General features: G+C 73.4%; 21 protein-coding genes and 1 pseudogene. 11 read left to right on the top strand and 11 right to left on the bottom strand.

The genetic code is table 11. The annotated features are described in order from the left end of the window. Positions 1 to 168: 168 nt before the first annotated feature. Both BS72_RS16940 and BS72_RS16935 read right to left on the bottom strand, forming a co-directional pair. Positions 169 to 2,031, bottom strand: a complete 1,863-nt coding sequence (locus tag BS72_RS16940) for an NHL domain-containing thioredoxin family protein (protein WP_037911547.1) — start codon at positions 2,029 to 2,031, stop codon at positions 169 to 171. 58 nt (positions 2,032 to 2,089) lie between these two features. Further along, complete coding sequence (locus tag BS72_RS16935) at positions 2,090 to 3,091, bottom strand: Fic family protein (RefSeq protein ID WP_198545910.1); 1,002 nt, start codon at positions 3,089 to 3,091, stop codon at positions 2,090 to 2,092. Between the two features lie 288 nt (positions 3,092 to 3,379). On the opposite strand from BS72_RS16935, the gene BS72_RS16930 reads away from it, so the two are divergent. Then, complete coding sequence (locus BS72_RS16930) at positions 3,380 to 3,874, top strand: LURP-one-related/scramblase family protein (RefSeq protein WP_037911542.1); 495 nt, start codon at positions 3,380 to 3,382, stop codon at positions 3,872 to 3,874. 113 nt (positions 3,875 to 3,987) lie between these two features. Here the strand turns inward: BS72_RS16930 and BS72_RS16925 are convergent, their stop codons facing one another. Together BS72_RS16925 and BS72_RS16920 are read right to left on the bottom strand one after the other, a co-directional pair. Next, positions 3,988 to 4,527 carry a GNAT family N-acetyltransferase gene (locus tag BS72_RS16925; RefSeq protein WP_037911540.1) on the bottom strand — a complete coding sequence of 180 codons (540 nt, stop codon included), beginning with the start codon at positions 4,525 to 4,527 and terminating at the stop codon, positions 3,988 to 3,990. A gap of 207 nt (positions 4,528 to 4,734) precedes the next feature. After that, a complete protein-coding gene (locus BS72_RS16920; protein ID WP_232792437.1) occupies positions 4,735 to 6,927 on the bottom strand; it encodes an acyltransferase family protein in 2,193 nt (730 codons plus the stop codon). A 325-nt stretch (positions 6,928 to 7,252) separates the two neighbouring features. Here BS72_RS16920 and BS72_RS16915 point away from each other — a divergent pair, with 325 nt between their 5' ends. Continuing rightward, positions 7,253 to 7,792 (top strand): class IV adenylate cyclase, encoded by a 540-nt coding sequence (locus BS72_RS16915; RefSeq protein ID WP_037911535.1) that lies wholly within the window; start codon positions 7,253 to 7,255, stop codon positions 7,790 to 7,792. Positions 7,793 to 7,828: 36 nt separating this feature from the next. Here BS72_RS16915 and BS72_RS16910 read toward each other — a convergent pair whose 3' ends face one another. The 3 genes from BS72_RS16910 to BS72_RS16900 form a co-directional block, all read right to left on the bottom strand. Then, positions 7,829 to 8,020 carry a hypothetical protein gene (locus tag BS72_RS16910; RefSeq protein ID WP_037911533.1) on the bottom strand — a complete coding sequence of 64 codons (192 nt, stop codon included), beginning with the start codon at positions 8,018 to 8,020 and terminating at the stop codon, positions 7,829 to 7,831. A 94-nt stretch (positions 8,021 to 8,114) separates the two neighbouring features. Then, positions 8,115 to 8,306, bottom strand: a complete 192-nt coding sequence (locus tag BS72_RS16905; RefSeq protein ID WP_037911531.1) for a hypothetical protein — start codon at positions 8,304 to 8,306, stop codon at positions 8,115 to 8,117. Between the two features lie 9 nt (positions 8,307 to 8,315). After that, positions 8,316 to 9,158: a helix-turn-helix domain-containing protein gene (locus BS72_RS16900; RefSeq protein ID WP_051951187.1), complete on the bottom strand. Its 843-nt coding sequence runs from the start codon at positions 9,156 to 9,158 to the stop codon at positions 8,316 to 8,318. A 260-nt stretch (positions 9,159 to 9,418) separates the two neighbouring features. On the opposite strand from BS72_RS16900, the gene BS72_RS16895 reads away from it, so the two are divergent. Beyond that, positions 9,419 to 9,847: an ATP-binding protein gene (locus tag BS72_RS16895; RefSeq protein ID WP_037911529.1), complete on the top strand. Its 429-nt coding sequence runs from the start codon at positions 9,419 to 9,421 to the stop codon at positions 9,845 to 9,847. Positions 9,848 to 9,849: 2 nt separating this feature from the next. Here BS72_RS16895 and BS72_RS16890 read toward each other — a convergent pair whose 3' ends face one another. Continuing rightward, on the bottom strand, positions 9,850 to 10,662 hold the full coding sequence (locus BS72_RS16890; RefSeq protein ID WP_037916292.1) for a carbon-nitrogen family hydrolase: 813 nt from the start codon (positions 10,660 to 10,662) through the stop codon (positions 9,850 to 9,852). A 134-nt stretch (positions 10,663 to 10,796) separates the two neighbouring features. Here BS72_RS16890 and BS72_RS16885 point away from each other — a divergent pair, with 134 nt between their 5' ends. The 5 genes from BS72_RS16885 to BS72_RS16865 all read left to right on the top strand — a co-directional run bounded on the left by BS72_RS16885 (position 10,797) and on the right by BS72_RS16865 (position 16,648). Further along, a complete protein-coding gene (locus tag BS72_RS16885) occupies positions 10,797 to 11,624 on the top strand; it encodes a maleylpyruvate isomerase family mycothiol-dependent enzyme (RefSeq protein WP_037911526.1) in 828 nt (275 codons plus the stop codon). Positions 11,625 to 11,836: 212 nt separating this feature from the next. Next, positions 11,837 to 14,035 carry a sensor histidine kinase gene (locus tag BS72_RS38395; RefSeq protein ID WP_051951186.1) on the top strand — a complete coding sequence of 733 codons (2,199 nt, stop codon included), beginning with the start codon at positions 11,837 to 11,839 and terminating at the stop codon, positions 14,033 to 14,035. Beyond that, the gene (locus BS72_RS16875; RefSeq protein ID WP_063836093.1) at positions 14,032 to 14,547 is read left to right on the top strand and encodes a roadblock/LC7 domain-containing protein; all 516 of its coding nucleotides are present in this window, start codon (positions 14,032 to 14,034) and stop codon (positions 14,545 to 14,547) included. The genes BS72_RS38395 and BS72_RS16875 overlap by 4 nt, the downstream gene beginning before the upstream one ends. Further along, entirely contained in the window at positions 14,544 to 14,906 is a 363-nt protein-coding gene (locus BS72_RS16870; RefSeq protein ID WP_037911524.1) for a DUF742 domain-containing protein, read from the top strand. The genes BS72_RS16875 and BS72_RS16870 overlap by 4 nt, the downstream gene beginning before the upstream one ends. Positions 14,907 to 15,316: 410 nt before the next feature. Next, positions 15,317 to 16,648, top strand: a complete 1,332-nt coding sequence (locus tag BS72_RS16865) for a cytochrome P450 family protein (RefSeq protein ID WP_037911521.1) — start codon at positions 15,317 to 15,319, stop codon at positions 16,646 to 16,648. 139 nt (positions 16,649 to 16,787) lie between these two features. Here BS72_RS16865 and BS72_RS16860 read toward each other — a convergent pair whose 3' ends face one another. Together BS72_RS16860 and BS72_RS16855 are read right to left on the bottom strand one after the other, a co-directional pair. Beyond that, positions 16,788 to 18,134: an MFS transporter gene (locus BS72_RS16860; RefSeq protein ID WP_051951185.1), complete on the bottom strand. Its 1,347-nt coding sequence runs from the start codon at positions 18,132 to 18,134 to the stop codon at positions 16,788 to 16,790. Continuing rightward, on the bottom strand, positions 18,131 to 18,817 hold the full coding sequence (locus BS72_RS16855; protein WP_078901831.1) for a GntR family transcriptional regulator: 687 nt from the start codon (positions 18,815 to 18,817) through the stop codon (positions 18,131 to 18,133). The genes BS72_RS16860 and BS72_RS16855 overlap by 4 nt, the downstream gene beginning before the upstream one ends. A gap of 283 nt (positions 18,818 to 19,100) precedes the next feature. On the opposite strand from BS72_RS16855, the gene BS72_RS16850 reads away from it, so the two are divergent. The 3 genes and pseudogenes from BS72_RS16850 to lepB form a co-directional block, all read left to right on the top strand. Beyond that, entirely contained in the window at positions 19,101 to 19,472 is a 372-nt protein-coding gene (locus BS72_RS16850) for a hypothetical protein (RefSeq protein WP_037911516.1), read from the top strand. Then, the gene (locus tag BS72_RS16845) at positions 19,472 to 20,200 is read left to right on the top strand and encodes a hypothetical protein (RefSeq protein ID WP_037911514.1); all 729 of its coding nucleotides are present in this window, start codon (positions 19,472 to 19,474) and stop codon (positions 20,198 to 20,200) included. The genes BS72_RS16850 and BS72_RS16845 overlap by 1 nt, the downstream gene beginning before the upstream one ends. 99 nt (positions 20,201 to 20,299) lie before the next feature. After that, a pseudogene (gene lepB / locus BS72_RS38390) lies at positions 20,300 to 20,908 on the top strand (signal peptidase I); the annotation flags it as partial. A 242-nt stretch (positions 20,909 to 21,150) separates the two neighbouring features. Here the strand turns inward: lepB and BS72_RS38385 are convergent. After that, complete coding sequence (locus tag BS72_RS38385) at positions 21,151 to 21,345, bottom strand: hypothetical protein (protein ID WP_232792628.1); 195 nt, start codon at positions 21,343 to 21,345, stop codon at positions 21,151 to 21,153. Between the last annotated feature and the right edge of the window lie 115 nt (positions 21,346 to 21,460).

The following is a 21,460-nucleotide window of genomic DNA, read 5'->3' as shown; positions in this document are numbered from 1 at the left end:
GCCGCTCATCCGCTCAGCCGCCCAGCGGAGCCCGCGGGTCGGGCAGGGCAGTGCCGCCGGAGCGCCAGCCGGCTCTCCGGCGCGACCTGGCTCCAGGGAGCGGCCCGAGACCGGGGAGCCCGGTCCCGGATCGGCCGCTCAAGCGGCCCGACCCGGTCCCCCGTCGCGTCAGCCCTGCTCGGCCTCGGCGGGGTCCATGCCCGCGAGGACCAGCCCGAGCCGGGCGGCGCCGTCCCCGGTCAGCCGCACCGGGACGCCCCAGTCCTGCTGGTGGACGTGGCAGGCCGGGTACTCGTTGGCCTCGTCGTCGTCGCAGGACGCCGCCATCGCCGAGACGTGCAGCACGCCCTCCGGCACCGCCGGGTCCAGCTCCAGGTCGCGGAAGAGGTCGGTGCCCTTGCCGGCGCCCTTCGCCAGCAGCTCCGGCGGGGTGGAGCTGACCAGCAGCCGGGTGGAGGGCCCGTAGCGGTCGTCGAGCTTCTGGCCGGCCGGCGCGGTGAAGACCACGTCGAGGCGGAACGGCCCGGCCGCCACCTCGGTGGCCTCCCGGCGGGTGCGGTGCGCGACGGCCTCCACCCGTACGGCCTCCTCCGGCAGGCGCATCCGGGTCAGCCGGTGCGCCGCCGACTCCACCACCAGGATGTCGCCGTCCACCACGGCGGCGTCCGAGGGCTCCCGCAGGTCGGTGGCGAGCGTGGAGACCTCGCCGGTGGCCGGGTCGTAGCGGCGCAGCGCGTTGTTGTAGGTGTCGCTGACGGCGACCGAGCCGTCCGGCAGCGCGGTGACGCCCAGCGGGTGCTGGAGCAGCGCCTGGCCGGCCGGGCCGTCCCGGTGCCCGAAGTCGAAGAGGCCGGTGCCCACGGCGGTGCGCACCACGTAGCCGTCGTCGTCCCCGGCGCCCTGCTCCACCCAGCGCACGGCGGAGGTCTCCGAGTCGGCCACCCACAGCCGGCCGCCGGCTGCGGACAGGCCCGAGGGCTGCGCGAACCAGGCGTCGCCGGCCTGCCCGTCGACCAGCCCCTCGTTGGTGGTGCCCGCGGCGGCACCCACCCGGCCGGTGGCCGGGTCGTACGTCCACAGCTGGTGCACGCCGGCCATCGCGATCCACACCCGGTCCTCGAACCAGGCCACGTCCCACGGCGAGGACAGGTCCACCTCCAGCGCCGCCCCCGAGCTGGGCGAGCCCTGCCACCACTGGCGGCCGGTGCCGGCGACGGTGGTGACGAGGCCGGTTTCGAGGTCCACCCGGCGCAGCGCGTGGTTCACGGTGTCGGCGACGATCACGCTGCCCACGCCGGTCGTCCCCGCCACCGGGGGCAGCAGCGCGAGGCCCTGCGGCTCGTTGAACCGGGCGGTGCCCGGGTCGCCGTCGACCAGGCCGCGCTCGCCGGTGCCGATCCGCCGCACCACGGTCTCGCCGTCGGCGGCCAGCTCCACGAGGGCGTGCCGGGTGGAGTCCGACACCAGGAAGTGCCCGCCGGGCAGCGCCACCATCTTGCCGGGGAAGCGCAGGTCCGTGGCGACCGGCTCCGGCGGCACGTACGGTCCGTCGCCCCGGCGCAGGGTGCCCTTGGCGGCGTGCTCGTGCTCCAGCCGGGTGACCAGCTGCTCCAGCGCGTGGGCGTGCCCCTCGCCGGCGTGCTGGGCCACCACGTAGCCCTCGGGGTCGATCACCACGAGCGTCGGCCACGCCCGTACGGCGTACTGCCGCCAGGTGGCCAGCTCCGGGTCGTCCAGCACCGGGTGGTGCACCCCGTACCGCTCCACCGCGTCCACCACGGCGCCGTGCTCGGCCTCGTGCACGAACTTCGGCGAGTGGACCCCCACGATCACCACCGTGTCGCGGTGCCGCTCCTCCAGCTCCCGCAGCTCGTCCAGGACGTGCAGGCAGTTCACACAGCAGAACGTCCAGAAGTCGAGGATCACGATGGAGCCGCGCAGGTCGGCGAGGGTGGGTTGCTTGTCACCGGTGTTCAGCCAGCCGCCCTTGCCCACCAGCTCAGGCGCCCGGACGCGTGCACGTGCAGTCATACCTCCATCCAACCGCATCACCGGGTCACCGCATTCCGGACGGGTCCCGACCTCAGCCTCAGCCGTCACCGGCTCTGGGCCTCCGCTTGTGTTTGCTGGCACGGTACGCGGCCACGGACTTTCGAGAAGCGCGCCAGACCCCGTCCGCTCCTTGGACCGCGCTGAGCCGACCACGTTGCGCCGCCTGCCGCAGGGCGGCCAGCGAGTGCTCCTCGTCCACGAGAGCCGCCAAAGGCACCAAGCGGGCCGGGCCGGCGACGTTGGGGACGATGAAGCGGTTCAGGTTGTCCTCCATCGCCCTCGCCACCAGTTCCCCCAGAGCTCCGCAGTCGCCGGAGTCCGCGCGGCGGAGCGCGGACAGGTATGCGTCCCGCTGCCTCTTGAGAATGATGATCGGCGGGTACCCCAGACGCACCAGGACAAGGTTCAGCACCAGTCGGCCCGTACGCCCGTTACCGTCGATGAACGGATGGATACGCTCGAAACGGTTGTGAATATCCGCGAGGACTTCCGGCAGGGGTTTGCCCAGGTCTCCACCGCTCTCGATGCCGCGCCCGACGGCACAGACGTCGCCGACCCACTGCTCGACGCAGGCAGGCACGAGCGGCCAGTCCGGAGGGGTCATCCCTTCCGCGAAGGGGGCGATGGCATGCTCCCGAAAGTTCCCGGGCGTCTCCCTGCCGTTGGCGTCAGCGTGGGGAGCCACGTCCCAGACCGGTGTCATGGCCGCGTGATGGATGTGGCGGATCTCGGCAATGGTGAGGAGTCGCCCATCGTGCCAGGCGTCCGGCTCCAGAGCTTGACCGTAGACCCATCGCGCGGCATCCGCGTAGCCCTGGACCTCGTTGTACTCCCGCAGCGGTTTGGCTCCGACGGCCCGCCCCTGTTCGAGGAGGGCCTCGACTTCTCGCAGAACGAGGGTGTTGCCTTCCAAGGCTGTCGAGTGGTGGGCCTCCTCGTGCCAGATGTCGTCCCAGATCTCCTGGGCCTCCCTCGGGCTCGGCAACCCTCCGAAGCGTTCGTTCAGCTCAGCCAGCGCCGCGTCCAGTCGTGAGTACACGGTGGTACGACTGGGCCGTCCCCTACCTGCCATGGGTCTCTCCGCGAACTTGATACATGCGAGCACCAGCAAAATGAACTTATCAACTCGTCCCGTCTGACAAGGACCGTCGTCCGCCCACAGGGCGGGGTCGGCGCGTCTGTCGGACCGGGCGTGGGCCGCCGTCCAGGATCTTCTTCGAGCGCCCGGACAGCCGGCTCCGCCGGCCGTGGCCCTTTCGAGGGTCCTGCGGACGGTTGCGACCTGCGAGGGCCTTCGAATGGTGCCCCGCGGGGTAGGCATACGCGCATGAAATACGTGGTGCGGGAGAAGATGTTCGCGGTCGGCGACGACTACTGGGTCGAGGACGAGCACGGGCGCCGGGCGTTCTACGTCGACGGCAAGGTGCTGCGGCTGCGGGAGACGCTGGAGATCCAGGACGCGTCCGGGGCGGTGGTGGCGGTGGTGCACCAGAAGCTGCTCAGCCTGCGCGACGCCATGACGATCGAACGGGACGGCCAGACCCTGGTCACCGTCCGCAAGAAGCGGCTGGCGCTGCTCCACGACGTGTACCGGGCGGAGCTGGCCTCCGGCGAGGAGCTGGAGATCCGCGGCGACCTGCTCGACAAGGAGTACGACATCGAGTGGGAGGGCGAGCGCCTGGCCCGCATCTCGCGCCGCTGGTTCTCCCTGCGCGACGCGTACGCCATCGACGTCGAACGGGACGACGCGGACGCGTCCATGCTGATCGCCGTCGCGGTGTGCGTCGACCGCCTCGTCGACAAGGAGCACGACTCCCACTGAGCCGGTGTGGCCGCCCCCGCCGGCTCCGGGGGGGACCGCGGGGCTCCCGCTCGGGCACGCACCGGAGGCGGGAGCCTCGCAGCCCGCGTTCTGGCGCCGCTGGCGCCCCGGGCTCAGGCGGACGGCGTGACCGGGGGCCGCAGGCCGAGCCACTGCTCGGCGTCCCATGCCTGGAACCGTTCCACCTCGGTGAACCCCAGTTTGGCCGCGAGGCGCATCGAGCCGGTGTTGGCGCTCTGGGTGGTGAGCACCACCGGCTCGCCGGGGAGGACGCCGTCGAACCAGTCGAGTGCCGCCGCGCACGCCTCGGTGGCGTACCCGAACCCCCATGCCCGGGGCAGGAACAGGTAGCCGAGGTCGGCCTTCCCCGCGGCAGCCGGGCAGCGGTGCTCCGTTGCCCTCCTGAGCAGGATCTGGCCGATCATCGCCCCGTCGAGATCGACGACGAAGCTCCCGGGCCACCGCTCGGGTGTCGCGGGCAGCTCGCGCTCCAGCTCGCCGCGTGGGCGGGGGCCGCCGAGGTAGGTGTGCGCCTCCGGCGACGCCAGCAGTTCGACGAACGCCGCACGGTCCCGGGCCTCGGGCTCACGGAGCACGAGCCTCTCGGTCCTGATCGGCGCGGGCGGCCAGGCGGCGATACCAAGATCTGACACGCTCTCAGACTACCGGGCGAGAGGCGATGGCCATCGCCTCGTCCTTCACCCTCTCGGCCCCGCCCGGCGGTGTACGAGACGGCCGTCGCAGCCGCCTCGTACACCTGCCGTACGTACCGGTCGTCCAGCACGTACCGGTCGTCCAGCACGTACCGGTCGTCCGGCGCGCCCAGGGCCGCGGGGCGCGCCGGACGGGTCACGGCGCGCTCACAGCTTCGTGAACCGCCGGGTGAGCTCGGCGCCGAGGACCGGGGCCAGGGCATGCGCGTAGGCGTCCGCCATGTGGCTGTCGTCGCGGTAGACGAACGTGTCGCCCACCAGCACCGGGCACACCCGCGACCCGCACATCCAGGGCCAGGGGTCGATGACCGTGGCCCCGGTGGCCTTCGCGGCGGCCCGGATGGCGGCGGGCTTGTGCGGGTCCTGCTCCGCGCCGCCGCGCGTGTTCGCGCACCGCCCGAGGTCCAGCGGATGCGTCCCCGCGCAGTCGACCGCGTCCGACGCGGGCCACGGCGTGTCGAGGAGCGCCGCCACCTCGGCCCCGCTCGCGCCGAGCGCCTTGTACGTCCGCTCGAAGCCCTTCGTCCACTGCTGGAGCGCGCCCGCGGGGTCCGGGTGTGCGGGGTTGCCGGCGTCGGACGAGGAGGTGATCACCAGGTCGGGCCGCAGCTCGGCGATGCGCGCCAGGGCCTTCGAACGCCAGGTGTCGCACGAGGTGTACGGCTTGCCGCCGCTGATGATGGTGACGTCGGCGACCTTGCACGACGCCTTCGTCAGGGAGATGAGCCGCCAGTGGCGCTCACGGGCGAGGAGTTCCAGGGCCGGGAACCACTGGGCGGCGTGCGAGTCGCCGAAGAGCACCACCGTGGTGTCCGACGCGGGGTCGCCGTACACGCAGGGCGGCACGGCGACCGAGGTCGTGCTGACGTGGCAGCCGTCCCGGTACACCGCGGAACGGGCCGCCTTGATCTTGGTGAGGCCGGGCGAGAGGTTGCTGGGGATGACCTTGTTCGGCTCGGCCAGCAGCTGGGCCAGGCGTGCCTGCGGGTCCGCCGCCTTTTCGACGGCCGCGGCCAGGCTCGGCGCCGGGCGGCCGGAGTCGATCGCGGGCGGGAAGAGCGCCGCGAGGACGGCGAGCGCCACGGCCCCCGCCGTGAGGCCGGCCCCCAGCCCCAGCGCCCGGCGCGGGCGGTTCCGGAAGGCGGCGCCGAACCGTATCGGGTTCTCCACGAACCGCAGCGTCAGCCAGGCCAGGAACAGGGCGAACACGCACACCGCGAGCCGGGTGCGCACGCCGGCACCGGGCCGGTCCAGGGCGCTGGGCAGGATCACGAGCAGCGGCCAGTGCCACAGGTACCAGCCGTAGGAGAGGCCGCCGATGCCGGTCAACGGGCGCTGCCGCAGCAGCATCTCACCGCCGAAACGGCTGCGGACGCTGCCGCCCGCCAGTACGAGCACGGTGCCCGCGACGGGAACGAGGGCCGCGTACCCGGGGAACGCGGTGGTGTCGTCGAACGTGAGGGCCGCCCCGACGACGGCCGCCAGGCCCACCCAGGAGAGTGTCCCGGCGAGCAGCGGCGGCATGCTCCGCAGACGGTTGGCGCAGAGCGCGAGGAGCGCCCCGGCGGCCAGCTCCCACGCCCGCGTCTGCGAGCCGAAGTAGGCCCATGAGGGGGAGGTCCGCGTCGTGTGGACGCTCAGGACGAACGAGATCGCGAGGAGGACGAAGGCGATCCCGGCCGGCACGGCGGTCGTCCGCCAGTCCGTCCGCCCTTCCGTGCTCCAGTCCGTCCGCCCTTCCGCTCCTGCCTCCGCTGCCGCCGTTCGTGCTGCTCGCCCGCGCCGCGCGACCAGGTACGCGGCCGCCAGCACCAGCGGCCACACCACGTAGAACTGCTCCTCCACGGCCAGCGACCAGAAGTGCTGGAAGGGCGAGGGCGGGTCGGTCGCCTGGAGGTAGTCGGTGCCGTTCACGGCGAGGCGGATGTTGACCGCGTACAGGCCACTCGCGATCGCGTCGCCCGCGTACTCGGCGAAGCGCGCCTTCGAGAGGTAGAGGTACGACCCGACCAGCGTCACGACCCCGACCAGGGTGGAGGCGGGCAGCAGGCGCAGGGCCCGCCGGGCGTAGAAGCGCGGCACGGATATGCGGCCGGTGCGGTCCAGCTCGCCCACGAGCATGGACGTGATGAGGAAGCCGGATATGACGAAGAAGACGTCGACGCCCAGGTAGCCGCCGCTGAACTGCCGGACCCCGGCGTGCGACAGCACGACGAGCGTGACGGCCACGGCCCGCAGCCCCTGGATGTCCGCCCGCCGGTCCCCGGTCCCACCCGGCGGGTGCCCCGCCGCTTCCGGCCTCGGCGGGCGTCGTCCGGGCCGCAGCAGTGCTTGGGTCACGGTGTCTTCCTCGTTCCTCACGAATCCACGGGGACACTCGTGGGACTGGCACCACCACCGATCAGTTGCGCTCCGAACAGGGAGTTCCGCGGCTCTCCGCCCCCGCGCAACCCGGGGCCCGTCCAGCGTTCGCCCCGGGTTCACAGGAAACCTCGAACTCCCTTTCTGAGTAGGGGCGTTCATCGCACACAGACGCGGCTGGCCGATCGGGCTCAGCGAACGTGGTCAAACCCGCTCGGGCAGGGTGATCTCCTTGCCAATGAGCGTTCTCCCGGGTTGCCCTCCGCCTCACCTACCTACCTGACGCTTGGGGAAGAGTGATCGCATGCCGCAGATCGAGTTCGAAGCGAAGGCCCTGGAGGTCGACCCTGCCGACACCGCCCTGCGGATCGCCGCAGTGGGCGGAGAGCACGTGGCAGACCGCGTGATGCGCCGGTACGTCTACGACATCCGTCCGGGCGAGACGGGCCGGTGGATTCGCCTCCGGGACACCGGCAGCGAGGTGACGCTGTGCGTCAAGGAGATCTCCGGGACCGGGGTGGACGGGACCCTTGAGACCGAGACCGCCGTCGGCGACTTCGACACGACTCACGAACTCCTGGGCCGCCTCGGCTTCGAGCCCAAGGCGTACCAGGAGAACCGGCGTTCGTCCTGGCTACTGGACACAGTGCGGCTGGAGATCGACACCTGGCCGCTGATCCCGCCGTACCTGGAGATCGAGGGGGACGACGCCCAGCAGGTCTGGCTGGCCGCAGACCGGCTGGGGATCAGCCGCGCCGACCTCACGAGCGAGAACACCACGGCCGTCTACGCCCGGTACGGCATCGACCTGGGCGACATCCCCGACCTGCGTTTCACCAGCTGACCCAGGGAGGAGAAGCCCGTCCGAGTGGCTCCCCGGCTACAGCAGGTGGTCGGCCTTGCCCGCCTTGATGTCCACGATCAGGGTACGAAGGGCCTCCACGGAGTCCGTGAGGTAACGCTCCTCCTGACCAGCCACGGCGATGTACCCGTTGCCGTCGGCGTCGGTGCCGAGGCGGAAGCAGCTGTTGCCTTCTCCACAGTAGGGCTCTTCCCAGGTGATGTCGGCCATCGGGCCCTCCTGAGAGACGACGAACCCTACGCTGCCATGCCTACCCACTGTGGAGTGCGGCTGACCCTGAGCCCGGACGTTCGTCCAGCAGCTGTCAGAGCAGGTGATCGGCCTTGCCCGCCTTGATGTCCGCGATCAGGGTACGAAGGGCTTCGAGGGAGTCCGTGAGGTAGCGCTCCTCCTGACCGGCGACGGCGATGTACCCGTTGCCGTCAGCGTCGGTGCCAAGGCGGAAGCAGTTGTTGCCTTCTCCACAGAAGGGCTCTTCCCAGGTGACTTCAGGCATGGACTTTCCTCAGAGCTGACGGGCGATGGAGTGAACGACGTCACGGGACTTCGATGGACTCAAGCAGTGCTCGTCCATCCAGTCGAGGTGCGCGCGGTACTTGGCGAGCTGAGCCTCGGCGTGGACGAACTCGGCTCCGTGAGCAGTGTCCACCTGCACAGTGTCGAGTTGGCGCACAGGCCCCTCCGCGTAGAGAAGGGCATGCCCTGCACCCGGGAAGATTCCGATGTCGAAGGGAATCACCCTCACCGTGATGTGGTCGCGTTCCGATGCGGCAGACAGGCGATCGAGCTGATCCCGCATGACCTTGCGACCCCCGAACTGCATGTGTAGTGCCGCTTCGTGGACGTATCCGACGTACGGCAGCGCAGGCTGGATGTCGAGAACACGCTGCCGCTCCAACCGATGCTGCACTCGCAGCTCAACCTCCAGACGTGACAGCGGCGGGAGAACCGTGTCGAAGATGGAGCGAGCGTAGTCCTCCGTGTGCAACAGACCTGGTACGTGCACGGTTTGCACAGTGAGGATGCGCCTGGCGTGCCATTCAAGTTCAGCGATGTCGAGAAGCCCCGGCGGCAGAGTGCCACGGTGGCGCTCCCACCAACCGTGATCACGCTGCTCCGCCATGGCCACCAGTGCGGCTACGTAGGCGTCGTCAGCGCAGTCATAGTTGCTGGCCAGCGTGCGGATTCGCTCGGAGCTGATGATGCGGGTGCCCGCCTCCATGTTGGAGATCTTGGCACGGTCCAGTCCAAGCAGACGGGCGGCGTACTCGGTGCTTTGACCTGCTGACAGGCGCAGTTGTCGTAGTTCATCACCAAGGCGCCTTTGCCGCGCAGTAGGTTCACGCATCGCCAGCGTCCTTTCCGACTGGGCCACCGGGACAGTCTGCCGTGCTCCAGCGTGGCGATCCACTCGTTGTGGCAATTTGCCATCGAACTCGTGGCGCGACGCCATCATAGGAGCTAGCGTGAAGTCACGCGCAAGCTACACACCGCGACGCCGGAAGCGCACCGCGCGAGCATGCCCGCCTGCCTTGGGACGGGGTGCCCGCGACCAGGGCGGTAGGCCACCGGCGACATCAACTCTCGCCCTTCACAACGGAGTTCGCCATGCCCGAAATCCCTGTCGTGCCCTCCTTCTGGCGCTTCCCCGCCGACCCGGCCTGCGTGCGGCGGGCCCGGCACGTCGTCACGGAGGCGTTGCCCGGGCCGCTGCGGCGGCAGCTGGGCGACGAGTTGGGGCTCGTCGCGAGCGAGCTGGTCACCAACGCGATCCGGTACGGGAGTTGTACGGGTGAGGAGGAGCAGGTGGAGGTGGTGCTGTGGCCGGCCGACGGGCACTACTGGCTGGCCGTGTCGGACGCGGGCTCCGGTGGGCTCAAGCCGGTGGTGCGGCAGGCCGGGGCGGACGCGGAGCGGGGGCGCGGGCTGCTGCTGGTGGAGGCGGTGGCGGCCGCGTGGGGGGTCGTGCCGCGCCCGGTGCGGGGCAGGTCGGTCGTGGCGGGGCTCGCCGTCGGGCCGGACGTCAAGCGCGCGTGAGGTTACGCTCTTTCGGGCGGAGCTAGGCCGAGGACGCGGTCGCGCAGGACGGGGAACTCCGCGCGGGTGGCCGCGACCCTGGCGGGGTCGAAATCGACGGTGAGGACCTGCTCGCCCGGACCCGCCTCCGCCAGGATCTCGCCCCATGGATCGACGACGAGGCTGTGTCCGGCCTGCTCGACGCCCGCGTGCGTGCCCGCCGTACCGCACGCCAGTACGTACGCCTGGGACTCGACGGCCCGGGCCTGGACCAGCACCCGCCAGTGCGGCAGCCGCCGGGCGGGCCAGCCGGCCGGGAGGACGAGGACTTCCGCGCCGGCGTCCACCAGCAGCCGGAAGAGTTCGGGAAAACGCAGGTCGTAACAGGTGGCGAGCCCCAGCACGGCGGCCGGGTGGCGGACGGTGGTCACCGTTTGGCCCGCAGCCATCAGAGTGGCTTCTCCCCGGTCGAAACCGAACCGGTGGATCTTGCGGTAGGCCGCCCGCAGGGACCCGTCCGGGGCGAAGACCAGCGAGGTGTTGAACAGCGGCCCGTCCGCGTCCCGCTCCACGACGGAGCCCGCGTGCAGCCACACCCCGGCGTCCCGGGCCGCCGCCGCCATCGCCTCGGCGGTGGGGCTCGCGTCCAGGGCGGGGCCCAGCGGCTCGGCCTCGTCCGCGAAGGCGTCGGAGGCGAACGCGCCGACCGGCCACAGCTCGGGAAGCACCACGAGGTCGGCCCCCACCTGCGCCCTCACCAGCGCCGCCACCCGCGCCCGCCGGTCAGCGGGCTTCTCGGCCGGGTCCACGTCGATCTGGAGAAGCGTTGCGCGCACTTCGTCACCGCCCATACGTTGGGTCGTCAAGCCGGGCCTACCATCGTCACTCGAAAGCACTGCGTGGGCGCCCGCGCGAACACTAACCCAGGCGCCAAACCACCACGACCGCGCTCTGACCGTCGAGGGGTCCCGTGACCGTCCACAGCAAGATCCAGCCGTACATCGACGCCTGGACCCACTCCATCGAGTCCGTCAACGAGATGGTCGCGCCACTCAGCGAGGGGGATTGGAACCGGCCGACGGAGTGCCCCTACTGGTCGGTACGCGATGTCGTCTCCCACCTCATCGGCTTCGAGTGCGAACTGCTCGGCGACCCTCGGCCCATCCACAGCCTGCCCAGGGACCTGCGGCACATCACCAGTGAGACGGCCCGCTACACCGAGGTGCCGGTGGACATCCGCCGCCACCACACCTCGCCGGAGATGACCGCCGAGCTCGACTACACGATCCTGCGCCGGGCCCGGCAGCTGCGGAACGAGTCCCGCGCGCCGGAGACGAAGGTGCGCGGTATCGGCGGCCCGGAGACGACCCTCGAAGAGCTGCTGTGGCAGCGCGTCTTCGACGTGTGGGTGCACGAGCAGGACCTGCGGCGCGCCCTGAAGCAGCCGGCGAACCTCGCCTCCGCCGGGGCCGTGTACTCCCGCGACTACCTGCTGCGCTCGCTGCCCAAGGTGGTCGCCAAGGACGCCGGGGCCAAGCCGGGCACCGCGGTGGTCTTCGACGTGCACGGGCCGCTGGAGTTCATGCGCACCGTACGGGTGACCGCCGACGGCACCGGCACCATCGACTCGGCCGTCTCGCTCGGCCCGACGGTGACGTTCGTCGTCGACTGGGAAACGTTTCTGCGGCTGCTGACCGGACGGGTCCGCCCGGCCGTCGTGCGCGACTCGGAGCTGAAGGTGGAGGGCGACCCGGAACTCGCGGAGGCGATCCTGTCCCATCTGGCTGTCACCACCTGACGGGGTGGCGGCCGCGCTGACGTGGGGTGTCGCGTCCGCGCCGGGTACGTGTGGTGATCATCTCGTGACGGTCCGGCGAGGCAACCCTCGTGAACCGGGCGTTGAGGGCGGGTTCGGCGAGTAGGGTGAGGCGGACCGACCTTGCTCACATGTGCACGTCAACGTTCCCGGAACGGCGGCCGGTTCGCGGCCGCCCGCGATGAGGTACCGAGATGTCAGCCGAAGACTCACCGTTACCGCACCACTCGCCGCTCCTCCGCACCGCCGCGCCCGCCGTCGCGGCGGCCGCGGTCGCGGGTGCCGGCTGCTTCTGGGCGGTCGGCCGGGCCGCGGCCGCCGCCGACCGTCCGCTGGTCGCCGGAGCCGGGGCGCTCGCCGCCGTGCTCGTGGGTGCCGTGGTCGGCCTCGCGCTGTCCCGGCGGCGGCTGTCCCGCGCGCTGCGCCACGGCGTGGACGCGGTCCGCGAGGAGGCCGCCCGCGCCCAGGCGGCGCACGCCGAGACGGCGCGGCGGGCAGCCGAGGAGCTGGAGACCGCGCGGCGCGCGGTGCGCGAGGCGGACACCCGGCGCCGGGCCGCCGCCGGTGCCGAGACAACCGCCCGGACCGCACTGCACGAGCAGACCGCGCGGGCGACCGAGCTGGAGGCCGCCGCCGCGCGGCTGGCGGAATCCGTACTGCCGCTGGCCGTCCGCCGGGTGCGGGCCGGGGAGGCACCGGCCGCCGTGCTGTCCACGGTGGCCGCGCCGGACTCCCCCGCGCTGCGCTCGGTGCTGGACGCGGTCGTCACCGAGGCCGGGGACGGCGAGCGGCTGCGGGCCGCCGTGACGGCCGTCTGCGCCGAGGCCGCCGCCCGCGTCCAGGCCCTGACCACCGGGATGCTCGCCGACCTGCGGGAGCTGGAGCAGCGCCACGACGAGCAGGTCCTCGACGACCTGCTGCGGCTGGACCACTGCACCGCCCAGGCCGGCCGGCTCGCGGACAGCGTCGCGGTACTCACCGGCGCCCGCACCGGCCGCCGCTGGACCCGGCCGATCCCCATGGAGAGCGTGCTGCGCGGCGCGCTCGGCCGTATCCACGCCTACCAGCGGGTGCGGCTCCACTCCACCAGCGCCGCCGCGGTGGCCGGGCACGCCGCCGAGGCCGTCATGCACGCGCTGGCCGAACTGATGGACAACGCCTGCAACTTCTCCGCCCCGACCGAGGACGTGCACGTCTACGTCGAGGAGGCGCAGGCCGGGGTCGTCATCACCGTCGAGGACGCCGGACGCGCCATGCCCGACACGGAGTTGGCGCGGGCCCGGCGGCTGGTCGGCGACGCCCCGCTGGACCTGCGGCAGCTCGGCGGCCCCCGGCTGGGCCTCGCGGTCGTCGGATGCCTGGCCCGCAGGCACGGGCTGCGGGTGTCCTTCCGGCCGTCCTCGCGCGGCGGCACCGGCGTCGTCGTCCTCGTCCCCGCCGCGCTGGTCACCCGCACCCCGTTGGCCGCGGACGGCCCGCAGGAGGCCGCTCCCGAGTACGCCGGGGGCGCTTCCGGGTACGCGGAGGCCGCTCCCGGGGTGCCCGGGTACGCGGAGGCCGGGTACGCGGGCACGGCCCCTGGCGGATACGCGGGTGGTTCCCGGGCCGGAGGTTCGCGCGGCAGCGGTACGCGCGGCAGCGGTACGCGCGCCGGTGAGCAGGCGGTCCGCGAGGGCCGCCCGGACCACGCGGACGGCCCGGCTCCCGGCGGGTACCCGCCGACGCCCGTACGCGGTTCGGCTGCCGGCGGGACGGCGGCGCGGCGGCCGTACCCGGGCGGGTACGGCGCGGGTACGGCCCAGCCGGCCGTCGGCGGATCGGGGTACCCGGGCGGGTATCCGGACGCGCCGTACGGGCCGGGCACGGGCGGCGGGCTGCCCCGGCGCACCCGGGGGCACGGGCTGGCCGCCGCCATGGCCGAGGACGAGGCGACCGGCGGCGCGGAGATCAGCCCGGTCGGCGGCGGGGTCGGCGGACCGGCCGGCGGACCGGCCGGCGGCGCGTACGACGCCCGCACCGCGCGGGCCCGGTCGGTGGCGGAGACCACGGCGGGGGAGCGGTTCGGCGCCTTCCGGGACGCGGCGGCGGGGCAGATCGCCCCGAGAGGCACCGGCCGTCCGACGGAACGGGCGGCAGAGGCTATATCCGGCCTTGGCGCGGGTATCCCCTCGGAGGAGACAGGGGAGACGGGCGCGGGCCCCGCTGAGGGGTCCGCGCCCGTCCGCTTACCGGGCCGTCAGGGCGCCGGGCGGACCGGGCGGCACAGCGCGCCGCACCGGGACGCACCGGACCGCCCGGGCGGTCCAGCCCCCTCGGCCGGTCCGGGCGCGGACGGCCGTGGGACAGCCGGGGGTGACGGCACCGCGTCCACGGGAGGGGAGACGGAGCCATGACGAGCGGCGGGTTGGCGCTGGAAGGGCTGCTGGGGGAGTTCGTCGCGGACACGCCCGGCGCCCGGCACGCACTGGTGCTGTCGGGGGAGGGGCTCACGCTGGGCCGGTCACCCGGCCTGCCGGTGGACCTGGCCGACCACCTGGCGGCCATCGCCTCGGGCATACAGAGCCTGACGCGAGGGGCATCGGCGCAGTTCGGGGACGGCAGTGGCGGGGTGCGCCAGTCCATGACGGAGTTCCACGGCGGCACCCTGTTCATCGTGGAGGCCGGCACCGCCGCGCACCTCGCCGTCATCGGCGAGGAGTTCGCCGACGCCGGAGCCATCGGCCGGGGGATGGGGCTGGTGGCCGAGTCGGTCCGCGCGGCGCTCGCCGACGACGGGAGGGTGGCGTACCGGGCCCCGGGCACCGCGGGTACGACCATCGGTACGGGCTCCGGTGCCGGTACCGGTACCGGTACGCGTTCCCGTACCGGTTCTCCGGCCCGCGGCTACGGGAAGCCGCGGGCATGAGAACCGGCCCGGTCTACAGCGGCGCGCCGGACCGGCTGTACACGCTCACCGGGGGCCGCCGCAGTGCCTCCGGCTCGGCGCTGGACCTGATGACCCGGGTGGTCGGCGAACGCGGCCCGGTGCCGGGCATGCCGTCCGAGGCCGTGCGCATCCTCGCGCTGTGCCGCCGCCCGGTCGCCGTCGCCGAACTGGCCGGGCGGCTCGGCCTGCCGCTCGGGGTGGTCCGGGTGCTGCTGGGCGACCTCATCGACGCCGGGTGCGTCGCCGTCCGCCGGCCGACCCTGGCCGGCCCGGAACCCGCGGTGCCGCCCGCCGCCGAGATGCTGGAGAAGGTGCTCCGTGCGCTGCAGAACCTCTGACCCGTGGCGCGCGGCCGCCTCGCCGGGCCGCCCGGTCCCGGGCCCTGCCGCCGGCCTCCGGGCCGGAGCCGGCGCGGTCGGCGTTCCCGGTTCGGGCGCTGGTTCGGGGAGGGCCGCGCGGTGACCTGGTACGGGGAGGGCGAGGAGGCCGAGCCGGCGTCGTCCGCGCCGGGCGGACGGGAGGAGGCCGCCACCGGGAGCCGCTCCCGCGCCCTCGAACTGCCCGGCCCGCCGCAGCCCGTACCTCCGTGGGACCCGGCCCCTCCGCAGGGCACGGCCGGGGGGCAGCGGCCCCCGGCCCGGGCGCGGGAGGCGTCCCAGGCGGGGAGGCGTCCCGCCTGCGGAGGGCACCCCGCGTGCGGAGGCGCCCGGGTGCGGGAGCGCGGCGCACCCCCGTCCCGCCGCAGGGCATGGCGGCTCCGCACGGCCCGGCGACGGCCGAGCCGCGGCCGGACTTCGACCACCGCGACCCGGCGGCGTACTACCGGGCCCTGCGGGAGCGGTACGGGCCGGTCGCGCCGGTCCTGCTGCACCAGCGGGTGCCGGCCTGGCTGGTGCTCGGCTACCACGAGGTGCACCAGGTGGCCGGCAACCCGGACCTGTTCGTGCGCGACCCCCGGCGCTGGCACGCGTGGGGCAGCATCCCGCCGGACTGGCCGCTGCTGGCCGACATCGCGCACACCCCGTCGGTGCGCTTCACCGAGGGCGCCGAGCACCGGCGGCGGGCCGGCGCCATCTCGGACGTGCTCGCCGGCGTCGACCCGTTCGAGCTGCGGCGGCGCGGCGAGCAGGCCGCGGACGCCGCCGTCGACCGCTTCGCCCGGACCGGCCGCGCCGACCTGATGGCCGAGTACGCCGAACCGGTCCCGCTCCAGGTGATGGCCGGGCTGCTGGGGCTGCGCGAACACGAGACGGCGGAGCTGGCCCGGGACACCTCGGTCGGCCCGCAGCAGCGCACCACCCGGCCGCCCGACGGCCCGTACGTGCCCGACCCCGACACCGGCGGCCACCGCTCCGGTGGGCGCGCCGGGCGGGCCCGGCCGCTGGAGGCGGACGCGGCGGCGGCCCGGGTGCGCGGCGCGGTCCAGGCGCTGGTGGAGCGGTCCCGGCGGGCGCGGGCCCGGTCCGGCACCGCCCGGCCCGGCCCCGGCGCGGACGTGACGACGCTCCTGCTGGCGCACCCGGCCGATCTGACGGACGAGGAGATCGTCCAGGACCTCCTCACCCTGCTCGCCGCCGGACGGCGCCCCACGGCCGACTGGATCGGGAACGCGCTGCGGCTGATGCTCACCGACGAGCGGTTCGCGCTGACCCTCTCCGGCGGACGGCGCAGCGTCGGGCAGGCGCTCACCGAGGTGCTGTGGACCGAACCGCCGACGCAGAACATCATCGGCCGGTGGGCCGTCCGCGACACCGAGCTGGGCGGGCAGCGGATCGCCCGGGGCGACTGCCTGGTCCTCAGCCTGGCCGCCGCCAACACCGACCCGCGCGTCGCGCCCGCCGCCGGGCACCCGCCCGACATCCTGGGCAACCAGGCGCACCTGGCCTTCAGCCACGGCCCGCACCGCTGCCCGGAGCCGGCGGCGGCGCTGGCCGGGGTGATCGCGTCGGCGGCGGTCGAGGTGCTGCTCGACCGGCTGCCGGACCTGGCACTGCCCGCCGGGGCACCCGACCCGCGCTGGCGCCCGTCGCTGTGGCAGCGCGGCCCGGCCACCCTGCCGGTGGTCTTCACACCGGTGTAGGCGGCACACCGGTGCAGGACGGCACACCGGTGCAGGACATCTGAGCCGGGAACACCGCCCGGGGCCGTCCGCCCCGGGCCCAGGCCCCCGCGCCGGCCCGGGCCCGCAGGTCTCCGGGCGGGCGCGTTCCCCGGCGCCGTCAGGAGTCGTGCACCGCCGGGGTCTGCGTGCGGTGGACGCTCTCGATCCGGCTGACCGCGAACCGCTCGCGCTCCCGCCGCTCGGCACGCCGCCGCAACCGCAGGATCTGCCAGATTCCGACGGCCTGCAGGACGAAGATGACGCTCCAGGCGATCCGGTAGTCGTTCCCGGTGGCGTCGAGCAGCACGCCCACCGCGAACAGGGTGATCATCGACGCGGTGAACCCGCCGATGTTGACGATGCCGGAGGCGGTGCCGAATCGTTCCGGCGGATTGGCCGGGCGGGCGAAGTCGAAGCCGATCATCGAGGCGGGCCCGCAGGCGCCCAGCACCACGCACAGCACCGTCAGCAGCCACACCGGGTTCTGCCCGCCGGGCCAGGTCAGCACCACGGCCCACAGCACCGTGTTCGCTCCGACCACGCCGAGGGCGAGCGGCATCCGGGCGCCGTGGTGACGGGTGATCACCTGCCCGAAGATCGGCCCGAAGACCAGGTTCGCCACCACGACGACGGTGAGCAGGCCGCCCGCCGCCCCCCGCGACAGCCCCTGGTCCTCGACCAGGAACGGCAGTCCCCACAGCAGCAGGAAGACCATGCCGGGGAACTGCGTGGTGAAGTGCGTCCACATGCCCAGCCGGGTGCCGGGCTCCGACCAGGCGTCGGCGATCTGCCGCCGCACCGGCCGGCGCGCGGCCTGCGGCACCGGCGGCGGGGCGTACCCCTCGGGGTGGTCCTTGAGGAAGAGCGCCACCAGCACCAGCACCACCGCGCCGCCCAGGGCGGTGCCCAGGAAGGTGGGGGTCCAGCCGGCGCTGTGCAGCAGCCGGGACAGGGCCACCGTGGAGACGAGGTTGCCGGCCACCCCGAAGAGCGCGGCGACCTGGGCGATCACCGGTCCGCGCCGGGCGGGGAACCAGCGCGAGCCCAGCCGCAGCACGCTGACGAAGGTCATCGCGTCGCCGCAGCCGAGCACCGCCCGCGCGCCGAGGGCCATGCCGTAGGAGTGGGAGAGCGCGAACGCGCCCTGGCCGATGGTGAAGAGCACCGCGCCGAGCATCAGCACCCGCTTGGTGCCCAGCGAGTCCACCATCAGGCCGACGGGTATCTGCATGGAGGCGTAGACGAGCACCTGGAGGATGGAGAACGTCGACAGCGCGGACGCGTCGATGTGGAAGCGGTGGGCGGCGTCGATGCCGGCCACGCCCAGGCTGGTGCGGTGGATGACGGCCACGAAGTAGACGAGGGTGCCGGTCCCCCACACCAGGGCGGCGCGCGTGCCGCCCGGTGGGTCACCGGGCAGGGACCTGCCGGAGTCGGCCCCGGCCTGCCGTGCCGCGGCGCTCACGACTCGCCCCGGGCCAGCGTGCTCACCCAGGACACGTGCCGCTCGACGATGCCGGCGGCGGCCTCGGCGGCGCCCTCGCGCAGGGCGTCCAGGATCTCGGCGTGCTCGGCGAGGTTCTTGGCGACCCGGCTCGGCTCGGCATGCATGGTGGCCACTCCCATCCGCAGTTGTCGGTCGCGTAGTTGGTCGTAGAGATGGGCCAGGATGCGGTTGCCGGCGGCGCGCACGATCTCGGCGTGGAAGCCGCGGTCGGCCGCGGAGAAGGCCACCAGGTCCCCGGCGGCGGCGTGTTCGCGCTGCTCGGCGAGCGACTCCTCCAGCCGTTCGATCAGCCGGGCCGGCACCGCGCCGACCACTTTGGCGACCGCGTGCCGCTCCACCAGCAGCCGGGTCTCCACCACGTCGGCGATCTCCTGCGCCGACACCGGCAGCACCAGCGCGCCCTTCTTCGGGTAGAGCTTGATCAGCCCCTCGGCCTCCAGCCGCAGCAGGGCCTCCCGGACGGGGGTGCGCGAGACACCGACCGCCTCGGCGAGGCCGCCCTCGGTCAGCAGCGTCCCGCCCTCGTAACTGCGGTTCAGCACACCGGTCTTGACGTGCAGATAGACGCGTTCGGCGGCGGGCAGGACCTTCGTCATCCCCCCGACCGCGGCGTCCTCACGCGGAGCAGCAGCGGTATCCATGATGCGCACATCATAGATACAACAGCCCGCCCCCCATACCTCCCGACCACCATGCGGACACCCCCGGACTCCCCCACCCCCGACCGACGGACAGCCGCCCTGGCCAAGGCCACCCCACGCCCTCCCCACCCCAAGGCAAAATCCTCACTCCGCCCACCACTTCACCCCGCGTATGCGCCAGGCTCGGGTACGGCACGTACGGCACGTACGGCACGGGCGCGGGCACAGGCACGCACACAGGCACAGGCACGGGCACGACAGCCAGGCAGGGAGGCCATCACCAATGGGCGAGTTCTCCGAGGCGGCGCCCCCGGGGCCGTTTCCGCACCTGGTGAAGCTGGGGGTGCTCGGACGGTTCTACCGCTACGTCCTGGTTTCACGTGGAACAGCGGCAGACTGGCTCACCGAGTGGGCGGCCAAACCGGCTCCTGAGAGCACCCGTTCGCCCGGCGGCCGGTTGCCTTCCCGCCGCGTCTCGGTCTTCCGCCACGACGAGGGAGCCGACTTCCGCGGCTTCACCGTCGCCCTGCGCACCACCGGGGAGCGGACGGAGTTGCTGGCCGGCGGAAGGGACGACGGCGAGCCGGTGTCGGAGCACGACCGGGAGGGCGTGCGCGGGATCATGCGGGACCTGATGGTCGCCGGGCGATCCTGATGGACCGGTCGCAGCGGACCGCCGCAGAACTCGACCCGCCGTTCGCGGGATTGGTCTACGCCGAGGACCGGGTGGCCCTGCGCTGGCCGCTGGTCGTTCTGGGGGCGGTGCTGCCCGGCGTGCTGGCCGCCGCCTGTGTGGCGGGAGTGGCCATAGGTCGCGACGCGTTGTGGGGGGTCGCGGCTCCGGCGTTCGTCCTGTGTTCCCTGGGCTTCGGAGTGATGCTCCAACGCAACTGGCCGACCGGCGTGCGGATCGCGGACGGTGAGCTGCAAATCGGAGCTGTCCGTTCGACTGCGGCCGGCCGCCGGACGCCCAGGGCAACCCGGCAGAACCGAGCGCTGTTCGCCTGTCCGCTGGCCGGAGTACGGAGCTTGCGGGTGGCGACCGACCCGGCGACCGTCCAGCGGCTGAAGCGCGCGCCGGAGTTCTTCACCCTCAGCAACCGCTGGGGCAAGCCTCGGACGATGACCGCCTGCCGGCTGGGCGTGCTGAGCGCCCCCTTCATGCGGGCCGCCCTGGTGATCGAACTCGACGGCGGTTGGGGTCGCTTCCCTCGCACCCGGCCCGCGTGGTTCTTCCCCAACGAGTTCGGCCGGCCTTTCCGGGTGCTGGTGCCCGGCGAGGAGAGCCTGACCTGGGTCGTACCGACGCGGCACCCGGAGCGGCTGCGGGCGGCGCTCTCAGCCTCGAACGGCCGACAGTCCCCGGGCCCGGAGCCGCGCTGATCTCTGGCGGCGGGCCGACGCGATCCCGCCGGACAGGCCGTCCGGCCCGGGGACACGGCTGTCGGCGCGGTCCCCTAGGATGCGCGGCGGGGAGGGGACATGAACATGGAAACACCTCCGTCCGAATTCCGGGGATCGGCCGGGCAACCGGAAGGGCAGCCGTTCGGGCCGCCCGGGGGGCCGTCGGGGTGGCCACCGGCTCCACCTGTCGCGCCTCGGCCGGTGCGGCGGGGGCGGGTGGCGCTGCTGCTCGTCGTCGCCCTCGTCGGCGTACTGGTGGCGGCCGGCAGTCTGATCCGGCTCCGGAGCGACTTCGAGCAGGTGACCGAGCCGGGCCAGTCCATGGCGCCCACCTACACGCCGGGCTCGCACCTCACGATCCAGAAGGGGTCGGGCGCCGGTGCGCACCGCGGCGACGCCGTCCTGCTGACCGCCCCGGAGTGGGGCCGTCCCGAGATGCACCTCATGCGGGTGATCGGCGTCGGCGGCGACCACGTGGTGCTTCCGACCACCGGCCCGCTGCGGATCAACGGCCGTACGGTGCACGAACCCTACGTCTCCCAGGGCCAGTCCAACCTGCTCACTCCGGTGGACATCACCGTGCCGGCCGGCCGGGTCTTCCTCCTGGGCGACCACCGCGCCGACTCCGTTGACTCGCGCATGCACCTGGAGCTGTCCTCGGGCACCCTGCCGGCCTCCGACATCCGCGGCCGGGTGGTCTCCGACGGGACCGCGGTGCCGTACCTCGCCGTCGCCGGCGCGGGAGCCCTGGTGGCGCTGGCCGGTGCGGTCGGCGCGCTGGTCACCTTCCTCTCCGGCCGCCGCCGGCCGCGGCCACCGGCCTGGGGCCGACCGCCCAGGTGCCGCCGACCGCCTCCTGAGCGGCGCCTGACCGGACTCAGCGGCCTCAGCGGCCTCAGCGAGCCCGAACCGGAGTCAACCGTCCCCGGTCACGGGTGGATGGTGCTGACCAGGGACGCCGTCGAGGTGAGCGTGGACTGGATGGTGGGGGCCAGGCTGGAGGAAGCCAGGCAGAAGCCGAGCAGCACGCAGGTGATCGCGTGGCTGGGCTTGAGGGCGCGGTTGCGCATCTGCATGCTCGCCAGCAGCAGCAGAAGCAGCACAACGGAGACAGTAACTGCCATACGGTCGATGGCAGCACAAAACGGGACGGAACCCCGGGACAACACGCTGAGCTGCGGCCGACCGGGGTCCCGGGCGTCGGAAAAGGCACAGGGCCCTCAGCCGATCGAGTGACCG

The organism is Actinacidiphila yeochonensis CN732 (assembly GCF_000745345.1).
GTDB lineage: Bacteria > Actinomycetota > Actinomycetes > Streptomycetales > Streptomycetaceae > Actinacidiphila > Actinacidiphila yeochonensis.
The sequence above is the reverse complement of the archived record's forward strand: the minus strand, read 5'-3'. Positions and strand labels throughout refer to the sequence as shown.